The organism is Nocardia sp. NPDC047648 (assembly GCF_040642815.1).
In the GTDB taxonomy this organism is placed as follows: domain Bacteria; phylum Actinomycetota; class Actinomycetes; order Mycobacteriales; family Mycobacteriaceae; genus Nocardia; species Nocardia gamkensis.
In genome coordinates this window covers 39882-58976 of record NZ_JBEYSX010000020.1, presented here as the reverse complement: position 1 = coordinate 58976, position 19095 = coordinate 39882, and the positions used below count along the sequence as shown (strand labels likewise).

Sequence of the window (19095 nt, the reverse complement as noted above, 5' to 3'; positions counted from 1 at the left end):
CCCCGCGAATCGTCCTGAACCGCTACACCCGTCGCGCATCCCCCGCTGCTGCGGCTGTTCGGAGGCGGAGGGCGAACGCGGCAACGGGGCGGCCGTTCACCCGGGCGCTGGTGGGCGAAACAGTGCGGGCACCCGTTCCACCGGTGGGTGGGGCGGGTGCCCGATGTTCAGCCCGGCGCTGGGTGAGCACCCAGCGCCGGAGTCGGCCGAGCGATACGGCTCGGCCCCGCGGTTCGGCGCCTGGTCGGCGCCCGCGAACTCAGCGCAGTGCGCGAGCCAGGTTGGCGTCCAGGGCGCCGAGGAATTCCTCGGTGCTCAGGTAGCCCTGATCCCCGCCGACGAGCAGCGCGAGGTCCTTGGTCATCTGGCCGCCCTCGACGGTCTTGATGACGACGTCCTCGAGGGTCTGCGCGAAGCCGATGACCTCCGGGGTGTTGTCCAGCTTGCCGCGGTGCTCGAGCCCTCGGGTCCAGGCGAAGATGGACGCGATCGGGTTGGTCGAGGTCGGCTTGCCCTGCTGGTGCTGGCGGTAGTGCCGGGTGACGGTGCCGTGCGCGGCCTCGGCCTCACAGGTCTGCCCGTCTGGGGTGAGCAGCACCGACGTCATCAGGCCGAGCGAACCGAAGCCCTGGGCCACGGTGTCGGACTGCACGTCGCCGTCGTAGTTCTTGCACGCCCAGACGTAGCCGCCCTCCCACTTCATGGAGGAGGCCACCATGTCGTCGATGAGGCGGTGCTCGTAGGTCAGGCCCGCGGCGTCGAACTGGCTCTTGAACTCGGCGTCGAAGATGTCCTGGAAGGTGTCCTTGAACATGCCGTCGTAGGCCTTCAGGATGGTGTTCTTCGTCGACATGTACACCGGGTAGTTCTGCTGCAGGCCGTAGTTGAACGACGCCCGCGCGAAATCCTCGATGGACTTGCGGAAGTTGTACATGCCCATGACGACGCCGCCGTCCTCGGGCATCTTCACGACCTCGTGCACGATCGGCTCGCTGCCGTCGTCCGGGGTGAAGGTCAAGGTGACGGTGCCGCCCTGGAACACCTTGAAGTCGGTGGCGCGGTACTGGTCGCCGAACGCGTGGCGGCCGATGATGATCGGCTTGGTCCAGCCGGGAACGAGCCGGGGAACGTTCGAGATGATGATCGGGGCGCGGAAGATGGTGCCGCCCAGAATGTTGCGAATGGTGCCGTTGGGCGAACGCCACATCTTCTTGAGGCCGAATTCCTTGACCCGCGCCTCGTCCGGGGTGATGGTGGCGCACTTCACACCGACACCGTGCCGCTTGATGGCTTCGGCGGCGTCGACGGTGACCTGGTCGTCTGTCTTGTCGCGGTACTCGATGCCCAGGTCGTAATACTCCAGGTTCACATCGAGATAGGGGTGGATCAGCTTGTCCTTGATGAACTGCCAGATGATCCGGGTCATCTCGTCGCCGTCGAGTTCTACGACGGTGCCTTCAACCTTGATCTTGGACATGGATCTTCGTGTCCTCCTAGGATGGTGCCCTCATTGCACGGCCAGGCGAACACGCTTGTGAGCGGACCCCAGCTGTTCCAACAGACAACGTATATGTCCCGCGTTGTCGGCGAGACGTGTGGTGCAAACAAGACGAGCGTACTGCTGCCCGAGTCCTCACCGCACGGGCAGCCCCCGGAGTGAGCTGCGCCACCTTTGTTACCAATTGGTAGGTCGGCGACGGCTCCGAGCACCGCGAAGGGCGTTCACGCAACCGCCGTCGTCGCCATGATCCGCCTTCCGTCCGAGCCCGGCAACCGTCCGGCAGACGACGAGGTCCGCGCGGCCTCACCGGCGTCGCGCGGACCTCGTTCGCGATGGATCAGACCCCCACCGGGATCCGGGCCCCCTCCTCGGAACCTTCGATCAGGTTCTCCGGCCGGTCCCGGATCATCAGCGCGATGATCGGGACGGCCGCGAGGAAGAACCCGGCGCCGACGTAGAAGGCCACGTCGTAGCTGTGGATCGCGGCCCGCGCGGCCAGGTTGTCGATGCCCGGGTTGTCCTGCGCGAAGGACTTCGCGACCTGCACCGAGATCGTGGTCAGCAGCGCCGTCCCAACCGCCCCGCCGACCTGCTGCGCCGCGTTCAGCAGCGCGGAGGCGACGCCGGAGTCCTCTTCCTCGACCTGATGCAGCGCGACCGTCTGCATCCCGACGAACAACGGACCCATACCGAGCGCGATGAGCACCTGCGCGGGCAGCACCCCGGCCACGAAGCTGTCGCCGTAGCTCAGCTGGGCCAGCAGCAGCAGGCCGATGACGCCCAGCACGGCGCCGGCCAGCATCAGCGGACGCGGGCCGAGCTTCGGCAGCAGCGCGCTGGTGACACCCGCCGAGATCGCGATGCCCGCCGGGAAGGGCAGGAACGCGAAGCCCGCCTTCAGCGCGGAGTAGCCGAGCGTGATCTGGAAGTAGAAACTCAGGAACAGGAACATCGCGAACATCGCGATCGGGATGAGCAGCGCGGCGAGGAAGGCGCCGCCGCGGTTGATCTCACCCGGGATGTGCAGTGGCAGCAGCGGGTTCGAGGAGCGCCGTTCGATCGCCACGAAGGCGATGAGCAGAGCCAGTCCGGCGACGAGCAGCCCCAGGGTGCTGCCTGCCAGCCAGCCGTCGTCCGCGGCGCGGCTGAAGCCGTAGACGATGGCGATCAGGCCGAGCGTCACCGTGACGGCACCGGGCACGTCATATCCCCCGCTGCGCGGCGCAGGCACGTCCTTCGCCACCCATGCCAGCGCCCCGACCAGCGCGAGCAGCGCGATCGGCGTGTTGACCAGCAGGCACCAGCGCCACGACGCGTACTCGGTGAGCGCGCCGCCCGCGATCAGGCCGAGCGCCGCGCCGCCCGCGGAGATGCCCGCGAACACGCCGAACGCGGTGGCCCGCTCTCCGGGCTCGGTGAAGGTCACCGACAGCAGCGAGAGCGCGGCCGGGGCCAGCAGCGCGGCGAACGCGCCCTGCAACGCGCGCCCGGCGAACAGTTCCGCGCCGGTTTGAGCGAGTCCGGCCAGCGCCGAGGCGCCCGCGAAGCCGATCAGGCCGACGATGAAGATCCGGCGGCGGCCGAGGTAGTCGGCCAGCCTGCCGCCCAGCAGCAGCAAGCCGCCGAAGATCAGCGTGTAGGCGGTGAGCATCCATTGCCGGTTGCCGTCGCTGATGTCGAGATCACGCTGCGCGAACGGCAGCGAGATGGTCACGATGGTGGCGTCCAGCACCACCATGAGCTGGGCCAATGCGATCACTGTCAGCGCGAGCCAGCGCGCTGAAGCAGCCGATTTCCGCGGCGCGTGCGCCGCTGTCCCGGATTCCGTCACGGTCGTCTCCTCGTCCCTCGATGTCGGAAGCCATCCTGTCATCGAGCGACATTTGTCGTCAAGAGAAAAGTGTCGTACTACGACATTTGACCGTTAAGGACAGGAAAACAACAGGTTGCGTTACCATGGGGTCATGCTCGAGTCATCGACGCCGATGGGCGCGAGCGCTGCGGCCGACCGCGCCGCGAGCGCCCCCGCGACCCCAGGGCTGCGCGAACGCAAGAAGCAGCAGACGCGGTTGCGCATCATCGCGGCCGCCCTGGATCTGTGCGACACGCAGGGCTTCGACGCGACCACGATCGAGCAGATCGCCAACGTGGCGGACGTCTCGCCGCGCACGATCAACCGCTATTTCGAGAGCAAAGAGGACATCGTCCTCGGGCCGGTCCAGGATTTCGGGCGCACGATCGCCGAGACGCTGCGCGAGCAGCCACGCACGGGCAACGAACTACAGGCGCTGCTCGCGGCCTTCCTGCACGTGGTCGATCAAGCCGCCGAGGGTGGCGAGGCCGACCCGTTGTCGTTCCGGCAGTTCCAGAAGATGCAACGGATCCTGCGCAGCAGCCCTTCGGTCAGCGCGCGCAGCATGGAACTCGCCGACGACAAGAACACGGCGATCGCCGCGGTGGTCGCCGAGCGCCTCGGCACCGAACCGGACGCGCGCGCGGTGCGGCTCCTCGTCGGTACCTGGCAACTGATCGGCCACATCGGCATGGAGTGCTCCGACGACGCGTTCCTGGACGAGGACCTCGCGACCGCGACCAGGGCGGGGCGCACCGCGTTCACCGAGGCGTACGACGAATTCGTACGCACCTGCTGCGGGGCGGCGACCGTCGCGGACCAGTGAGTTCGGCGGAGGATTTCGGACGCCGACCGCCCGCCGGTTATGATGCCGGGCAGGTTATGAGTACCAGCGCCAAGCCCCGGCTCGCTGGTCGGCAACCCTCCAACCGCGGTGGGGTGCTCCGGGTGATGACCTGGCTCCCGAGAGTCGGGAGCAAGCGCGTAACAGGAGGTCGCCGGCATGTGTTGTTGTTCGTTACCCACACACCGCTAACCCTTGCTGTACCGGCGAACACCTTTTGGGAGCAAACCATGAGTGAATTCACCGCGCCCGGGACCGAGCAGGACCCGGCAGCGCCGTACAGCCGCGTGGCCGCCACCGTGGACATTCCGGGCGATCTACGCGCCGGCTTCGCGACGGCGGCGACGTGACCGTGAGCACCGAACCGAGCACGCGGACCTCCGGCAACGTCCTGCCGCCCCCGGATGGACAGCTCGGCACCATCGCCATCGGGGACGTGCGACTGGAGAACGGCGCGGTCATCCCGGACGTCCACCTCGCGGTACAGCGCTGGGGTGAACTCTCCCCCGGACTGGACAACATCGTGCTGGTCGAACACGCGCTGACCGGCGACTCGCACGTCGTCGGCAAGCCCGACGACGTGCACGAGATGCCCGGCTGGTGGGACGGCATGGTCGGCCCGGGTGCTCCGCTGGACACCGACGAATGGTGTGTGATCGCGACGAACGTGCTCGGCGGCTGCAAGGGCAGCACCGGGCCGTCGAGTCCCGCGCCGGACGGGAAGCCTTGGGGCGCAAGGTTTCCCGAGATCTCCATTCGCGATCAGGTGACCGCCGAGGCCGCTCTGCTCGACCTGCTCGGTGTCGAGCGGCTCGCCGCCGTGGTCGGCGGGTCGATGGGCGGCATGCGGGTGCTGGAGTGGATGGTCGGCGCACCGGAGCGGGTCGCGGCGGCGCTGGTGCTCGCGGTCGGAGCCCGCGCCACCGCCGACCAGATCGGTACCCAGACCACCCAGATCGCGGCGATCAAGGCCGATCCGGACTGGCAGGGCGGCGACTATCACGGCACCGGCCGCGCCCCGCTGACGGGCATGGCCCTGGCCCGGCGGATCGCACACCTGACCTACCGCACCGAATTCGAGCTCGACCACCGGTTCGAGAACAAGCCCCAGGGCGACGAGGACCCGTGGCAGGGCGGCCGTTACGCGGTGCAGAGCTACCTGGACCACCAGGCCGAAAAGCTGTGCAAGCGCTTCGATCCCGCCACCTATGTGCTGCTGACCGAGGCGATGAACCGGCACGACGTCGGCCGCGGCCGGGGCGGCATCGAGGCGGCGCTCGCGGCGACGCCGGTGCCGTGCGTGGTCGGCGGCGTCGACTCCGACCGGCTGTACCCGCTGCGGACCCAGCAGGAACTCGCCGATCTGCTGCCCGGTTGCGACGGATTGGAAGTCGTGCACTCCCGCGACGGGCACGACGGATTCCTCACCGAGGCGGCGGCGGTCTCGAAGCTGCTGACCGAGACGATGCGACTAGCCCGGGCGGGTGTGCGACCGGAGCGCTGAAGGTCCGCCGCGCCGAAGCGTCCGCGCGCGACGTAACGAGCACTGTTTGCCCCGCGCTCAGAGCGCCGCGCCTCGTCGCGCCGCCTCGATCCGGTTGATGTTGCTTTCGATCCAGTCCCGCAACGCCGCGATCGGCGTGCGCAGGCTGTGGCCGAGATCGGTGAGGGTGTAGTCGACGCGGGGCGGGACCGTCGGATGCACTGTGCGCGTGACGAATCCGTCCGCCTCCAATTGCCGCAGAGTTTGCGTCAGCATCTTCTGGGAGATGCCCTCGATGCGGTTGCGCAGATCGGTGTAGCGCATGGTGCCGTCCGCGAGCGCGTCGATGATCAGCACCGTCCATTTGCCCGCGATGTGGTCGAGAACCTCCCGCGTAGGGCACTTCGCGGAGTACACGTCCGCAGGGAGACCGGAGCCTTCGAGGTATGTGGGCACCTTTCGGAGTGTAGCGCACTATTTAGTGCCTTCTTCCTATTCGAGTGTCACTCTCCGATAGTAAGAATTATGAAAACGCAGACACTTTCGGTTGCCGACGTCATTCGAACCCGCCGCACCGTCCGGCATTACCGGCCCGATCCGGTAGCGCCGGAGCTGCTCGAAGAACTCCTCGACCTGACCATGCAGGCCCCGAGTGCCTGGAACATGCAGGACCGGTCGGTCGTCGTGGTGACCGGCGAAGCCGGCCGCCGCGCCCTGCACGAAGCCGCGTTCGGTCAGCCCCAACCGCTCGAGGCGCCGGTGGTGCTGGTCTTCCTCGCCGATGTCGACGCCTGGCGAGCGGGCAATGCCGATATCGCCGAACTCGCCGGCCGCAGCGGCGCGTGGAACGCCGACTTCACCGCCATGTTCGACACCCGCGCGGAGTATCACGCGCTCGAACGGCACGGCCTGCTGCGGGAGAACGCGGTGAAGAACGCGATGATCGCGGCCACCTACGCGATGCTGGCGGCCACCGGTCTCGGCCTGGCCTCGGCCCCGATGAACGGGTGGGACGCCGAACTGGTGAAGCAGGCCGTCGGTGTCGGCGATCGTGTCGATCTGGCCGTCGCGGTCCTGGTCACAGTCGGTTACAGCGACACCGTTCCACCCCATCCCGGCCGCCGGCCGCGCGAGCGGACGGTTTTCGCCGAGCGATACGCCCTCTGATCGATGGGCGACTCAGCCGGGGCGCCCTTCCGGAGCGGTCAGCCGACGCCGAGCGTGTTGATCGTGGCCGCCAGGAACAGGATGCTCGAACCGAGCAGCGTCAGCGCGCCCACATCGAAGGGCTTGCTGCGCACCGCGAGCAGCCCGACCCGCGCGGTCGGCAGGCACAGCCGGAACGCCGCCGCCAGCAGCGTCGCCCCACCGAAGAAGAACGCCCCGCGCCGCCACCGATCGGACGCGACGAACACCACCGCCACCACGATGACCAGCGTCACAACCACCATCGGCAGATGGGAGCGCAGAAACTGCGCCCCCGCACTGCGGCGCCCGGACACAGGCGCGTCGGCATCGGTCACCCCCCGATTCTTGCAGACCACCCCCGTCGGTCCGCCGGAGGTCACCGAGCCCGATCGGAACCAGCCCGATTCCTGGCGGCGAGTGGCACACGGCTGCGGCGTCTTCTCCCGGAGTGTCCGGCGGCAGGCACGGGTAGTGCGTAGTCAACGCTATAGCGTGCAGTCCTCACTACAATCGAACCCATGACCGCAGCGTTCGAGTACGAAGATCTACATCGTCTGGTCGATCGGCTCACCCCGGACCAGGCGCATGCGCTGCGGGCTGTCGCGTTGCAGTTGGTCGTCACCGATACCGCTGAGCGAAGCTCCGCCATCGAGCCGCCAGGTGAGCGGCGTCGACGCCTCTCGTTTGCCGGCGTGATGCAGCCAGAGCCAGATCTGGCGGCAAGGTCGGAAGACCTGCTCCGCGAGGAACGTGGTAGGCAAGCCGAGTGATCGTCTGCGACACAGGTCCGCTCGTCGCTGTGCTCAACAAGAACGACGCGGATCATCGCCGCTGCCTCGATCTCCTCGAGACACACCCGGGGCCGCTACTGGTTCCAAGTCCAGTTCTGGCAGAAGTTTGCTATTTCTTGGAAACGCGAGTGGGACCTTCTACCGAGGCGACGTTTCTGGAATCCATCGCCAACGACGAAATCGAGCTCATCGATCTCACCCGGACAGATCTGTTGCGGATGGCCGAGCTGGTGCGAAAGTATGCCGACTTCCCGCTCGGTGCTGTAGATGCCGCCGTCCTGGCCGTCGCCGAACGACTTGACGTGAAGCAAGTGGCAACCCTGGATCGGTGACACTTCAGCGCGGTCCGGACCCGTCACCCGGTGCCGCTCCGACTGCTGCCCGACTGATCGTCGGTCGCTCTTGCCCACCTGATTGACTGGCACCCGTGTTCCATCTGATGTTCCACGAGCCGTGCATTCCGCCGAATACCGGCAACGCGATCCGGTTGGTCGCGGGGACCGGGTGCCATCTGCATCTGATCGAGCCGTTGGGGTTCGATCTGTCGGAGCCGAAGTTGCGCCGGGCCGGGTTGGATTACCACGATCTGGCGTCGGTGACGGTGCATGCGAATCTGGCGGCGGCGTGGGAGGCGTTGCGGCCGGAGCGAGTCTTCGCGTTCACGACGCAGGCCACCACTCGGTTCACGGAGGTGGCCTACCGCGAGAACGACGTGCTGCTGTTCGGCACCGAGCCCACCGGCCTGCCCGCGGAGGTGCTGGCGGACCCGCACGTCACCGACCGGCTGCGCATCCCGATGGTGCCCGGCCGTCGCTCCATGAACCTCTCCAATGCTGCCGCCGTGACCGTCTACGAAGCCTGGCGTCAACTCGGATTCCCCGGCGGTGTCTGATCCGCTCCGTCCATCTTCTGTGCGGAACCCACAGCGAGACAGCGTGTCAGGGTAGGTCGATCTCGAATCGTTTGAAGCGCGATGTCGCGCCCGCCGCCAGCCGGACGGCGGACTTGGCGACTCCGAAGTGTTCGGCGAGCAACTCGATGGCCGCCTTGTTGGCTTTGCCCTCGACGGCCGGAGCCCGCACGTACAGTTGCAGGCTGCCGTCGTCGAGGGTTTCCACCAGCGGGCCCTTACGGCTGTTCGGTTTGATCGTCGCCCTGACCACCGTCGGCACGCTTGCCTCCTGCGCTGGTTTCCGCGCCATCGGCGGCGCTGCTCGCGGACTTCGCGGGCGCTGATTCTCCCGCACCCGAGGCGGGCTTGCGACGGCGGCGCACCAGGCGCACGATGCCCCACAGCACGGCGGCCGCCACCGCCAGGAAGCCGAGCCACGGGATGGCCTTGCCGCTGAACACGACCGCGTCCCGCAGCCAGTCCACCAGGGAGTTCCAGCCGGAGACGATGCCGTCCCAGAAGCTGTCGGGGTCGTCGCCGGGCTTCTTCTGATCGGTGGTGATCTCGATGGTCAGCGTGGACAGGGCGACCTGGTCGTCGAGCCGCCGCTTCTGCGCGGTGAGGCTGTCCAGTTCGCCCTGGCGGCTGGACAGCGCCTGTTCGGCGGCGAGCAGGTCGGAGGTGCTGGTGGCGCCCGCGATGAGTGCGCGCAGCCGCTCGACCGAGGCTTGCAGCGCCTTGATCCGCGCGTCCAGGTCCTCCCACTGCATGGTGACGTCGTCGCGGTTGGTGGTGACCCGGGTGACCTGCCCGACCCCGCCGAGGCCCGCGATGAACGCGTCGGTCTTGTCCGCGGGCAGCCGGACGACGAGCGTGGCGCTGGGCTCGGTGTCGTCGGTTCCGGGTTGCTCGGTGCGGCTGTCGACCCGGCCACCGGCGGCGCGCACCTGGTCGATGATCGTGCCCGCGGCGGCGACGGGCGCGCCCGCGGTGATCTCGACGCTGCCGGTGACCACTTCCTTGCGCAGGGACACGGGCTCGCCGCCGGAGTTGTTGTCCCGCTTCGGGGGCGCCAGTTCGTGTGCTCCCGGCGGCACGAGCGCGGGGGCGGCGGGCCCGGTGATCGCCGTCGACGTCCGGTCTCGAGCGGGCTGGGGGTTATCGGCACCGCAGCCGGCGAGCAGACTCAACCCCAGCACGCCGACACACAGCACAGCAAGCTTCCTCATGCCTGGCACAGTAGCCTTTTGCGCTGCGCGAACAGCCCCGCATAACCGTTTCCTAGAACGCTTCTAATACTTCTTTAATGCACCGGCTCAACGGAAGTCGCGCGACTTGGACGCCATCCGCAGATCCATGCGCTGTAGATGTTCGGCGACCACGCTCACCACGCCCTCGGCATTCTGCACCCGGCCGCGGATGAGCAGTGCGGCAGCGCCCTGGGCGAGACGCCGGTACCGCCGCCACAGCCCCAGCGAGCAGACGATGTTCACCATGCCGGTTTCGTCTTCCAGATTGAGGAAGGTGACGCCCTCGGCGGTGGCGGGACGCTGCCGGTGCGTCACCGCGCCGCCCACCAGCACCCGCGAGCCGTCGGGCACGGCGAGCAGGCCGGAAGCCGGTATCACGCCGAGCGTGTCGAGGTGCGGGCGCAGGAACTCCGTCGGATAACTGCCCGGCGAGACGCCCGTGGCCCACACGTCGGCGGCGGCCAGTTCCACATCGCTCATCCCGGGCAGGGCGGGCGCGGTGGTGGCCGCGCCGGTACCGGGCAACCGGTCCGGGCGCTCGCCCGCCGCGGCGCCCGCCGCCCAGAGCGCTTCGCGGCGGGTGCTGCCGAGGCTGCCGAGCGCGCCCGCCGTGGCGAGCGATTCCGCCTGGGCGACAGTGAGTTCCACCCGCCCGGTCAGGTCGAGGAAGGAGGTGTAGGGCCGCTCGCCCCTGGCGGTGACGATGCGTTCGGCGAGGTCGTCGCCGATCTGGCGGATCGCGGCGAGACCGAGGCGCACCTCGGTGCCCTTCGCCTCGAGGGTCGGCTCGGCCCTGCTGGCGTTGACGTCGGGGCCGTGCACCGCGACCGCGTGCCTGCGCGCATCGGCGACCAGCGACTGCGGCGAGTAGAACCCCATCGGCTGGGCGCGCAGCAGACCCGCGCAGAAGGCGGCGGGATGATGCAGTTTGAACCAGGCCGAGTAGTACACGATCGCGGCGAAACTCTGCGAATGACTCTCGGGGAAACCGAAATTCGCGAAGGCGTAGAGCTTCTCGTAGATGCGGTCGGCGACTTCGCCGGTGATGCCGTGACGCTCGCGCATGCCCTGGTAGAGCCGCGCCTCGAGACGCTTCATGCGTTCCGGTGACCGCTTGGAGCCCATGGCGCGGCGCAGTTGATCGGCTTCGACGGCGGTGAATCCGGCGACGTCGACGGCCATCTGCATGAGCTGCTCCTGGAACAGCGGCACACCGAGCGTGCGTTCCAGCGCGTTCTTCAGCGCCGGATGGTCATAGACGACGTCCTCCACACCGTTGCGCCTGCGGATGTAGGGATGCACCGAACCGCCCTGGATCGGGCCGGGACGGATCAGCGCCACCTCCACCACCAGGTCGTAGAAGCTGCGCGGCCGCAGCCGGGGCAGGGTGGCCATCTGCGCACGCGACTCGACCTGGAAGACGCCGACCGAGTCAGCGCGCGAGAGCATCTCGTAGACCTCGGGTTCGGCCAGGTCGAGCGAGTGCAGCTCGACGGTCTCGCCTTTGTGCTCGCGCACCAGGTCGATCATGTAGTGCAGCGCGGAGAGCATGCCGAGGCCGAGCATGTCGAACTTCACCAGATCGATGCCCGCGCAATCGTCCTTGTCCCACTGCAAGACGCTGCGGCCGGGCATGCGCGCCCACTCCACCGGGCAGACGTCGGCGATCGGCCGATCGCAGATCACCATGCCGCCGGAGTGGATGCCGAGATGCCGCGGCAACCCCTCGATATCGGCGGCCAGTTCCAGGACCTCGGCGGGGATGTCGGTGTTCGTCTCGGCGCCGACCCCTGTCCATCGGCTCACCTGCTTGCTCCACGCGTCCTGCTGACCGGGCGAAAAACCCAGCGCCCGTGCGGCATCGCGCACCGCGGACTTGCCGCGATAGGTGATCACGTTGGCCACCTGAGCGGCGTACTCGCGGCCGTACTTGCGGTAGACGTGCTGGATCGCCTCTTCGCGGCGGTCGGATTCGATGTCGACATCGATATCCGGCGGACCGTCGCGCTCCGGGGAGAGAAAGCGCTCGAACAGCAATTGGTTGCGCACCGGGTCGACATTGGTGATGCCGATCGCGTAGCAGACCGCGGAGTTGGCCGCCGAGCCACGACCCTGACAGAGGATGTCGTTGTTCTTGCAGAAACTGACGATGTCGTGCACCACCAGGAAGTAGCCGGGGAATTCCAGCTTGCCGATCACCGCGAGTTCGTGCTCGATCTGCCGGTACGCCTCCGGGTTCCCCTCCGGCGGCCCGTAGCGCGCAGCGGCGCCCGCCATGGTGAGTTCGCGCAACCAGGACTGCTCGTCGTGTCCGGCGGGCACGTCGAAGGGCGGCAGGTGCGGGGCGATCAGCTTCAGGTCGAAGGCGCATTCGCGAGCCAGTGCCGCCGCGTTCGCCACCGCCTGCGGGCAGTCGGCGAACAACCGCGCCATCTCCGCCCCGGACCGCAGGTGCGCGCCGCCCACCGGGGCCAGCCAGCCCGCGATCTCGTCCAGGCTCTGCCTGGCCCGGATCGCCGCCAGCGCCATGGCTCGGCGACGCTGGCCGGGCGCGGCGAAATGCGCCCCGGTGGTGGCGAGCACGGGCAGGCCGAGACGATCGGCCAAGGCGATGAGGTGAGCGTTGCGCTCGTCGTCCTCCGGGACGCCGTGATGGGTGAGTTCCACGCTCACCCGGTCGGTTCCGAAGCGGTCGGTCAGGTCACGCAGCGCCGCTTCCGCGCGCTCGAGCCGGGTGCCGCCGCCGCGCAAGTCGAGCTCGAGCGCCTGGCGCAGGTGGCCCTTCCGGCACCCGGTCAGGATGTGCCAGTGCCCATCGGCCGCCGCGGTGAGCGTGTCGAGGTCGTAGCGCAGGATGCCTTTCTCTCCGGCGGCCATGTGCGCGGCGGCGATCTCGCGGGAGAGCCTGCGGTAGCCCTCCTGGCCGCGAGCCAGCACCAGCAGGTGCGGCCCGGCCGGGTCCGCCGCGCCGGTGCGCGGCGCCGAGTCGGGCGCGGCGGCGTGCCCGCGCGCGGTGCCGGGAACGTGGGGTTCGGATGCCGTGCCGAGCGACAGTTCGGCTCCGAAGACAGTGGGCATCCCCCACTCCTTGGCCGCCTCGGCGAAGCGGACGGTGCCGTAGAAGCCGTCGTGATCGGTGAGCGCGATCGCCGCCAAGCCGAGCCGCACCGCCTCCTCCACCAGTTCCTCCGGATGGCTGGCGCCGTCCAGGAAGCTGTAGGCCGAATGCGCGTGCAGCTCCGCGTACGGGACCGGCGGTTCCGCGGCGCGCAGTACCGGCCCGGGCCGGTACTCGCCGCGCTTGCGCGACCACGCCGGGCTGTCGCCGCCGTCGCCCCGGACCACCCCGTCGGGATTCGTCCGTCCGGAGCGCCCGGACAGCACCCGCTCCATCTCCGCCCAGCTGGGCGGACCGTTTCCCCAGCCCACAACCCACCTCCTCGCCTCGAACATACATTCGAACAAGATCGATGTACAGGCTGGTCAGGCCACCGAAAGACGTTCGACGGAACCGGCGGCGATGGCGGCTTCGACCCCGCTCAGGCGAGTCCTGATGAGCGCGCCGTAGGCATCGGAGGCCAGGACGTCGAGATGCCCGCGCGCGATGGCCAATTGCATCCTGGCCACTTCGAACTCGCCGACCCGGCGGTGACTGTCGGCCAGGTTCAGATAGAGCGACGGCAAGAAACCGCGCAGACCTTCGTCCAGCGGCACGCCGGGAGCGAACACCGCGGCCAACGCCCGCTGATCCCAGCGCAGCGCCTCGTCGGCCTCCTCCTGGAGGTCGGCGAGATGGTGGGCGACCACGCAGCGTTGCAGCGCTCCACCGTGATCGCCGAGTTCACCCCAGAGCTTTTCCAACGCCCGCCGCCCCGCCGCCGGGTCGACGCCACCGAGCCGCACCGCGGCAAACACCTCCGCCATCCGATCGTCCGACATGCGCAGAGTATCGCACATATGTTCGAACGTTTCGACCGTTGTTCGAACGTTTCGCACGCCCGGAAAAACCCCGCACCCGTGGGGTTCTCGAAGACGCCGAGCCGCGCCGGGCGACACGCCGCCGCCACCGGGCCCGGCGCTCGCGAGTGTGACCAGGGCCACTTGGCAGTGAACTTACTTCAGAGTAAGTTTCATTTCGACCACACCTGCAAAGGAGCAGCGATGACCGACGCATCCGCCGAACCCGCCCGGCGCGGGCGCCGCAACCGCGACCTCACCGGACGGCACGTTCTCATCACGGGGGCGTCCTCCGGAATCGGCCGGGCGGCGGCGCTGGCGGTCGCGGGCAAGGGCGCCACGGTGTTCCTGCTCGCGCGCCGGGGCGAGGAACTCACCGCCGTCGTCGACGAGATCAGGGCGGCGGGCGGCTCGGCCTACGGATACTCCTGCGACGTCACCGATTCCGACTCCGTGGACCAGGTGCTCGAGACCATCCTGTCCGAGCACGGCCACGTGGACATGCTGGTGAACAACGCGGGCCGCTCGATCCGCCGTGCCATCCACCGCTCCACCGACCGGCTGCACGACTTCGAACGCACCATGGCCGTCAACTACTTCGGCGCGCTGCGGCTTACGCTGGCCCTGCTGCCGCAGATGCGGGAACGCAAGTTCGGGCACATCGTCAATATCAGCAGCGCGGGCGTGCAGGTGGCCACGCCTCGGTTCTCCGCGTATCTGGCCAGCAAGGCGGCGTTGGACAAGTTCACCGAGGTGGCGGCCGTCGAGACCATGGCCGACGGCGTCACGTTCACCACCATCCACATGCCGCTGGTGCGTACGCCGATGATCACCCCGAGCGGCGACCAAGGCCCCGCCGAGTCGCCCGAGTGGGCGGCCGCGACCATCGTGCGGGCGCTGACCGAACGCCCCAAGCGCATCGACGTGCCGCTGGGCACCATCGCCGAATACGGCGCGCTGCTCACCCCGAAGATCCGCGACCGTGTCCTGCACCGCTACTACCGCGCGCTGCCCGACTCCCCCGCGGCCAAGGGCGAGCCGACCGAGCCCGACGACGAACAGGCCGAACCCGTGGACCAGCTTCCCGTGCGACGGTCCAGGTCGGCCGCGCGGCGCGTCACGGGCACCGCCTTGCGCCGGGCCGCCCGATGGGTGCCCGGTACGCATTGGTGAACCTCAGCCGGCCAGGAACGGCCGGACGGTCGCGGCGAACTCCTGGTAGCGGTCGCGATGGATGCTGTGGCCGCAGGTGAAGGTGGTCACGGTGCAGTCGGCGAGGCCGGCTCGCAGGTCGGCGAGTTTGTCCGGATCCACCATGCCGCCCGGTCCGCCGCACAACACCAGGGTGGGCGCGGTGATGTCGGAGAGCCGGTCCCACCATTCCGGGTTCGGCTTACGGAACTGCTCCAGCGCCGTCTTCGTCATGGCACGGTCGAACGCCACCACCGCGCGCGGGTGGCGCACCAGGCTGGATGTGGCGTGCCACAACTCGGGCACGGTGGGAAACCGGCGGGTCAGGCGCATTTCCTCGATGCCGGAGCGCAGCGGAAGCGGGCATTCCTCCATGACCAGCCTGCGCGCCAGCTCCGGTCGCTCCTGCGCGACGCGCGACACCGCGTAACCGCCGAGCGAATGCCCGACCAGATCCACCGCGGGCAGCTCCAGATGTTCGCAGAGGCGCAGCAGATCGTCGCCGAACTCGTCGAAGAGGTAGGAATCGGTATGTGAGCTACGACCGTGTCCGCGCAGATCGGGGATGATCACCCGGCGCCCGGATTGCACCAGCACACGAGCGAACCGGTCCCATGTGTGCCCGTCGCCGCCCATACCGTGCACCAGCAGCACGGGGATGTCGCTGACGGCGCCCACCCCCGAATCCCGATAGGCGATCCGCACGTTTCCGGATGTCACCTGGTCCAGCGTCAGATCCACGACCAACGACGATACCGGCAGTCATGCACTCCCCTGCGTCATGTAGCGCGAATCACTGCCGGAAGAGGTGTGGTGCGGGACCCGGGCTTCCTGAGGCGCGCGGCGAAGACTCATGCGAACCAAGGTGTTTCGACTCGCTCGATAAATGGCTGGTGCGAGAGCGAGCCCGGAACAATACTCACCGTATGCCCTCCTTCGCCGACTTCGACCGCCGCGACTACCGCACCGTCGATGTCGCCACGGGATACGACGGGTGGGCGCCCACCTACGAGCAGACGGTCCTGGACGAGATGGATCTCGCTCTGCTCGGGCGATTGCGGTTGGACCTCGGCCGAGTGCGGCGCGCGGCGGATCTGGGCTGCGGCACCGGGCGCACCGGAACGTGGCTGCGCGACAACGGGTCGACGCACATCGACGGGGTCGACCTGAGCGAGGGAATGCTGGCGCTGGCCGCCGAACGCGGCGCCCACACCACGCTGACGCGCGCGGATGTGCGGAACACGGGTCTGCCGGGCGGCGCCTACGACCTGGTGATCGCGTCGCTGATCGACGAGCACCTACCGGAGCTCGCGCCGTTCTACGCGGAGGCGTGGCGCCTGGCCGCACCGGGCGCCCGGTGCGTATTGGTCAGCTACCACCCGCAGTTCATCATGGTGTCGGGAATGCCGACGCACTACACCGACCCTTCCGGCGAACCGGTGGCGATCAGCACCCATCTGCATTTGATCAGCGAGCACCTGTCGGCCGGTCTGGCCGCCGGATGGGTCCTCACCGAGGTCGCCGAGGCGCTGGTGGACGACGCGTTCCTGGCCCGCAAGCCGAAATGGGCTGCCCTGCGCGGACATCCGTTCACGTTGGCGACGGTGTGGTCGCGGCCGGAGTGAACCAGCCGCCGAGCCCGGGTTCGGTGACGGTGGCAGCACCTGGTCTCCGACGCCGATTCCGTTCCGGGCCCAGCCGGTACCCGCCGAGAGCAACCCGAGGTCGGCGGGCGTAACGGTTGTGGCCCTCAGTCGTAAAGTCCCTCGGCGCGCCAGGTTTCGGCGCGGTAGACAAGCAGCAGCACTCGGCTGGATGCGGGCGCGTCGTCGAGTTGGACCTGGGCGCGGGCGGTGAGTTCCGCGTCGTCCGCATCGGGCGCCCACCAGCGTTCGTCCACCGGCCACGGGCCCGCCCAGCCGGTCAACCGCCACTGTTTGCTCCCCCAGCGCAGCAGGGCCGGCTCGGCGTCGAACATGGCGCGGTCGGTGACCTTGACGGGCGCGCCGTCGGCGGTTTCGAGCCGCACCAGCGGACGGTTCAGCAGGAGTACGGCGGGGGCGGGCTCGGGCAGCCGGCCCGGCCATGGTTGCGCTGGGTCGGCCGCGGGGACGAGTTCGTCACCCAGCGTGACCATGGTGATTCGTTCGGCGGGCCCGCGTCCGCCGCTCAGCACGCCGACCCGCACCGCTTCCCCGCCCAGCAGCCCTTGCACCCGGATGAGCGCGCGGCGGGCTCGCTCGTCCTCTTCCCCGGCCCCGCCCCACAGCCCGAGTTGCAGCGCGCCCGCCGTGACCACCTCGACAGGTTCCAGCCGTAGCACGGTGATCGGCGCGGTGGGCCGCGCGCCGTCGCGCCGGGTGAGCCAGCCGTCCAGCTGCCAGCGCACCCGGTCCGCCGTGTCCTCCGGGGTGAGCGGCTCGGCGCAGCGCCAGATCCGCGCGAGATCCTCCCCCGCCGCGGTTTCCGCGTGCACCGAGAGCCTGGTGCAGGCCAGTCCGGCATCCGCGAGCGCACCGTGCAGCCGGGTGGCGAGCAGGCGACCGGCGAAGGCGGCCGCGTCGACCCGCTCGATCGGCGGATCGCAGCGATACTCCACCACCAGATCCGGCGGCGGCTGCCGGGCGGACGGCGGACGCTCCGGCCGGGCCCTGGCGCAGCGGTGCGCGAGCACGGCGTCGGTCCCGAACCGGGAGGCGACCTCCGCCGCGGAGAGCGCGGCGAAATCACCGATCCGGCGCAGACCCAAGCGGTGCAGCAGATCGACCAGATCGGCGCGTTCCGGGGCGGCCAGGCTGGGCTCCACCGCGAGTTCCCCGATCGGCAACGGCGCGAGAAACCGCGCACCCGCCCCCACCGGCACGATCGCGGCGCGCCGGGCGGCGATCACCGCCGTGGACAACTCGTCGGCGATCCCGATCTGCGCTTCGGCCCCGGCCGCGGCCACCGCGTCGACCAGGCGCTCGGCCGCCGCCTCCTCGGACCCGAAGAACCGCGCCGCCCCGCGCGCGGCGAGCACGAGCAGTCCGGGGCGCAGTACCTCCACACCGGGCACCGTCGCGGCCACCGCCGCGACCAGCGGTTCGAACAGCCGCGCGTCCCGGTCCTGATCCTGCTGCGCGAGGAACAGGTCGGGGCACCGTGCCTGCGCTTCTCGGCGCTTCAGGCCGCGGCGCACCCCTTCGGCTCGGGCGATCGCCGAACAGGCCACCACCCGGTTGGCGAACAGCACCGCCACCGGCCGCGTCGCGGGCAGGCCCGCCGACGCCGCCGCGGCGACCGCGGGCCAGTCCGGGCACCACAGGGCGAGCACCCGCTTCGACCCCGGCCGGATCACGGCGACGAACGACCTTCGTCCCCCACGGGCGCACTCACGAGACCGCCTCCTGCGCGTCGGCGACTTCGGCTGTCCGGGCGGACTTCTCGCGCAGCACCCATTCCACGCGCCCCGCATTCGGGCACAGATCCAGCCGTCCGCGCCGTGGCGGTCCCGCCTTGCCACGCACCTCGACCGTCACGCCGAGCGAACGCAAGCGTCCGCGCCCGCGGCCGAGACCGGCATAACCCGCGATTCGGGCGTCGAGCTGGAGGGACGCGCCGGGCCAGCGACCGTCGGCAACCACGAGGGTGGCGCCCTTGTTACGGGCGCGGGCCGCGATCACCCGGCTGCGCGCGGGCGCGACGGCGCCGCCGCCGAGTCCGAGCACGACCAGATCGAGCCCGTCCAGCAGCACCGCGGCCACCTCCACCGGATCGGGGCCGGGGTCGGCGATCACGGCCAGCCGCCGCAGCTGTGCCCCCATCTCCACCGCGGCGAGCAGACCGAGCCGGGGCATGCCGACCACCGCGGCATGCCCACCGCCCTCGGTCACCGCGGCGAGCAGACCGGCCAGCAACGAGCTCGCCCCCGTGTACGCCACCACGGAACCCTTGGGCAGGCCACCATCGGGCAACAGGGGCGCGAGCGCCGCAGGCACCGGCAATGCCGCGCGGCGCGATTCGGTGCCGAGCGGGACCCGCTGCGCCGCGGATTCACCGCGCCCCGGCACCGCGGCCATGCGTCTGCGCAGTTCAGCTAGGGAAGGAGCATCCTCCCGCCCACCATCGCGCCGCAGCGCTCCCCGATTCACCCCTCCCTGCGATATC

Annotated in this window: 19 protein-coding genes and 1 riboswitch; of the genes, 8 read left to right on the top strand and 11 right to left on the bottom strand. The window is 69.4% G+C overall.

All coding sequences use genetic code 11. The annotated features are described in order from the left end of the window. Nucleotides 1–259: 259 nt before the first annotated feature. Together ABZ803_RS31460 and ABZ803_RS31455 are read right to left on the bottom strand one after the other, a co-directional pair. Complete coding sequence (locus ABZ803_RS31460) at nt 260–1477, bottom strand: NADP-dependent isocitrate dehydrogenase (protein ID WP_040864988.1); 1218 nt, start codon at nt 1475–1477, stop codon at nt 260–262. 361 nt (nt 1478–1838) lie between these two features. Further along, the gene (locus ABZ803_RS31455) at nt 1839–3332 is read right to left on the bottom strand and encodes an MFS transporter (protein ID WP_357044901.1); all 1494 of its coding nucleotides are present in this window, start codon (nt 3330–3332) and stop codon (nt 1839–1841) included. A gap of 133 nt (nt 3333–3465) precedes the next feature. On the opposite strand from ABZ803_RS31455, the gene ABZ803_RS31450 reads away from it, so the two are divergent. Continuing rightward, the gene (locus tag ABZ803_RS31450) at nt 3466–4179 is read left to right on the top strand and encodes a TetR family transcriptional regulator (RefSeq protein WP_357044899.1); all 714 of its coding nucleotides are present in this window, start codon (nt 3466–3468) and stop codon (nt 4177–4179) included. Nucleotides 4180–4231: 52 nt separating this feature from the next. Then, a riboswitch (SAM riboswitch) is annotated at nt 4232–4342 on the top strand. Nucleotides 4343–4543: 201 nt separating this feature from the next. Further along, on the top strand, nt 4544–5701 hold the full coding sequence (locus tag ABZ803_RS31445; protein ID WP_357044897.1) for a homoserine O-acetyltransferase: 1158 nt from the start codon (nt 4544–4546) through the stop codon (nt 5699–5701). 57 nt (nt 5702–5758) lie between these two features. Here the strand turns inward: ABZ803_RS31445 and ABZ803_RS31440 are convergent, their stop codons facing one another. Further along, entirely contained in the window at nt 5759–6136 is a 378-nt protein-coding gene (locus tag ABZ803_RS31440; protein ID WP_040864986.1) for a helix-turn-helix domain-containing protein, read from the bottom strand. A 69-nt stretch (nt 6137–6205) separates the two neighbouring features. Between ABZ803_RS31440 and ABZ803_RS31435 the strand changes: the two genes are divergently transcribed. Then, on the top strand, nt 6206–6847 hold the full coding sequence (locus ABZ803_RS31435) for a nitroreductase family protein (protein WP_357044896.1): 642 nt from the start codon (nt 6206–6208) through the stop codon (nt 6845–6847). Nucleotides 6848–6885: 38 nt separating this feature from the next. On the opposite strand, the gene ABZ803_RS31430 is transcribed toward ABZ803_RS31435, so the two are convergent. Beyond that, nucleotides 6886–7131 (bottom strand): DUF3017 domain-containing protein, encoded by a 246-nt coding sequence (locus ABZ803_RS31430; protein ID WP_051174893.1) that lies wholly within the window; start codon nt 7129–7131, stop codon nt 6886–6888. Nucleotides 7132–7386: 255 nt separating this feature from the next. On the opposite strand from ABZ803_RS31430, the gene ABZ803_RS31425 reads away from it, so the two are divergent. From ABZ803_RS31425 to ABZ803_RS31415, 3 genes are all read left to right on the top strand, one after another. Then, entirely contained in the window at nt 7387–7638 is a 252-nt protein-coding gene (locus ABZ803_RS31425; protein ID WP_357044894.1) for a hypothetical protein, read from the top strand. After that, nucleotides 7635–7991: a PIN domain-containing protein gene (locus tag ABZ803_RS31420; RefSeq protein ID WP_357044892.1), complete on the top strand. Its 357-nt coding sequence runs from the start codon at nt 7635–7637 to the stop codon at nt 7989–7991. Before ABZ803_RS31425 ends, ABZ803_RS31420 begins: the two co-directional genes overlap by 4 nt. A gap of 95 nt (nt 7992–8086) precedes the next feature. Continuing rightward, complete coding sequence (locus ABZ803_RS31415; RefSeq protein ID WP_062973267.1) at nt 8087–8551, top strand: tRNA (cytidine(34)-2'-O)-methyltransferase; 465 nt, start codon at nt 8087–8089, stop codon at nt 8549–8551. 46 nt (nt 8552–8597) lie between these two features. On the opposite strand, the gene ABZ803_RS31410 is transcribed toward ABZ803_RS31415, so the two are convergent. The 4 genes from ABZ803_RS31410 to ABZ803_RS31395 form a co-directional block, all read right to left on the bottom strand. Further along, nucleotides 8598–8831, bottom strand: a complete 234-nt coding sequence (locus ABZ803_RS31410) for a DUF167 domain-containing protein (protein WP_357044890.1) — start codon at nt 8829–8831, stop codon at nt 8598–8600. After that, on the bottom strand, nt 8788–9780 hold the full coding sequence (locus tag ABZ803_RS31405; RefSeq protein ID WP_357044888.1) for a DUF4349 domain-containing protein: 993 nt from the start codon (nt 9778–9780) through the stop codon (nt 8788–8790). The genes ABZ803_RS31410 and ABZ803_RS31405 overlap by 44 nt, the downstream gene beginning before the upstream one ends. Before the next feature lie 87 nt (nt 9781–9867). Beyond that, nucleotides 9868–13230: an error-prone DNA polymerase gene (locus ABZ803_RS31400; protein WP_357044886.1), complete on the bottom strand. Its 3363-nt coding sequence runs from the start codon at nt 13228–13230 to the stop codon at nt 9868–9870. Nucleotides 13231–13284: 54 nt separating this feature from the next. Continuing rightward, on the bottom strand, nt 13285–13740 hold the full coding sequence (locus tag ABZ803_RS31395; protein ID WP_357044884.1) for a hypothetical protein: 456 nt from the start codon (nt 13738–13740) through the stop codon (nt 13285–13287). Nucleotides 13741–13962: 222 nt separating this feature from the next. Between ABZ803_RS31395 and ABZ803_RS31390 the strand changes: the two genes are divergently transcribed. Continuing rightward, nucleotides 13963–14931, top strand: a complete 969-nt coding sequence (locus tag ABZ803_RS31390; RefSeq protein WP_357044882.1) for an SDR family NAD(P)-dependent oxidoreductase — start codon at nt 13963–13965, stop codon at nt 14929–14931. A gap of 3 nt (nt 14932–14934) precedes the next feature. Here the strand turns inward: ABZ803_RS31390 and ABZ803_RS31385 are convergent, their stop codons facing one another. Continuing rightward, nucleotides 14935–15690, bottom strand: coding sequence for an alpha/beta hydrolase (locus ABZ803_RS31385; RefSeq protein ID WP_357044880.1), 756 nt, complete (start codon nt 15688–15690; stop codon nt 14935–14937). Between the two features lie 185 nt (nt 15691–15875). Between ABZ803_RS31385 and ABZ803_RS31380 the strand changes: the two genes are divergently transcribed. Continuing rightward, nucleotides 15876–16574, top strand: a complete 699-nt coding sequence (locus ABZ803_RS31380) for a class I SAM-dependent methyltransferase (protein ID WP_357044878.1) — start codon at nt 15876–15878, stop codon at nt 16572–16574. A 125-nt stretch (nt 16575–16699) separates the two neighbouring features. Here ABZ803_RS31380 and ABZ803_RS31375 read toward each other — a convergent pair whose 3' ends face one another. Next, nucleotides 16700–18286, bottom strand: coding sequence for a DNA polymerase Y family protein (locus tag ABZ803_RS31375; protein WP_357044877.1), 1587 nt, complete (start codon nt 18284–18286; stop codon nt 16700–16702). Nucleotides 18287–18320: 34 nt separating this feature from the next. Next, nucleotides 18321–19007 carry a hypothetical protein gene (locus ABZ803_RS31370; RefSeq protein ID WP_357044875.1) on the bottom strand — a complete coding sequence of 229 codons (687 nt, stop codon included), beginning with the start codon at nt 19005–19007 and terminating at the stop codon, nt 18321–18323. Nucleotides 19008–19095: the final 88 nt, after the last annotated feature.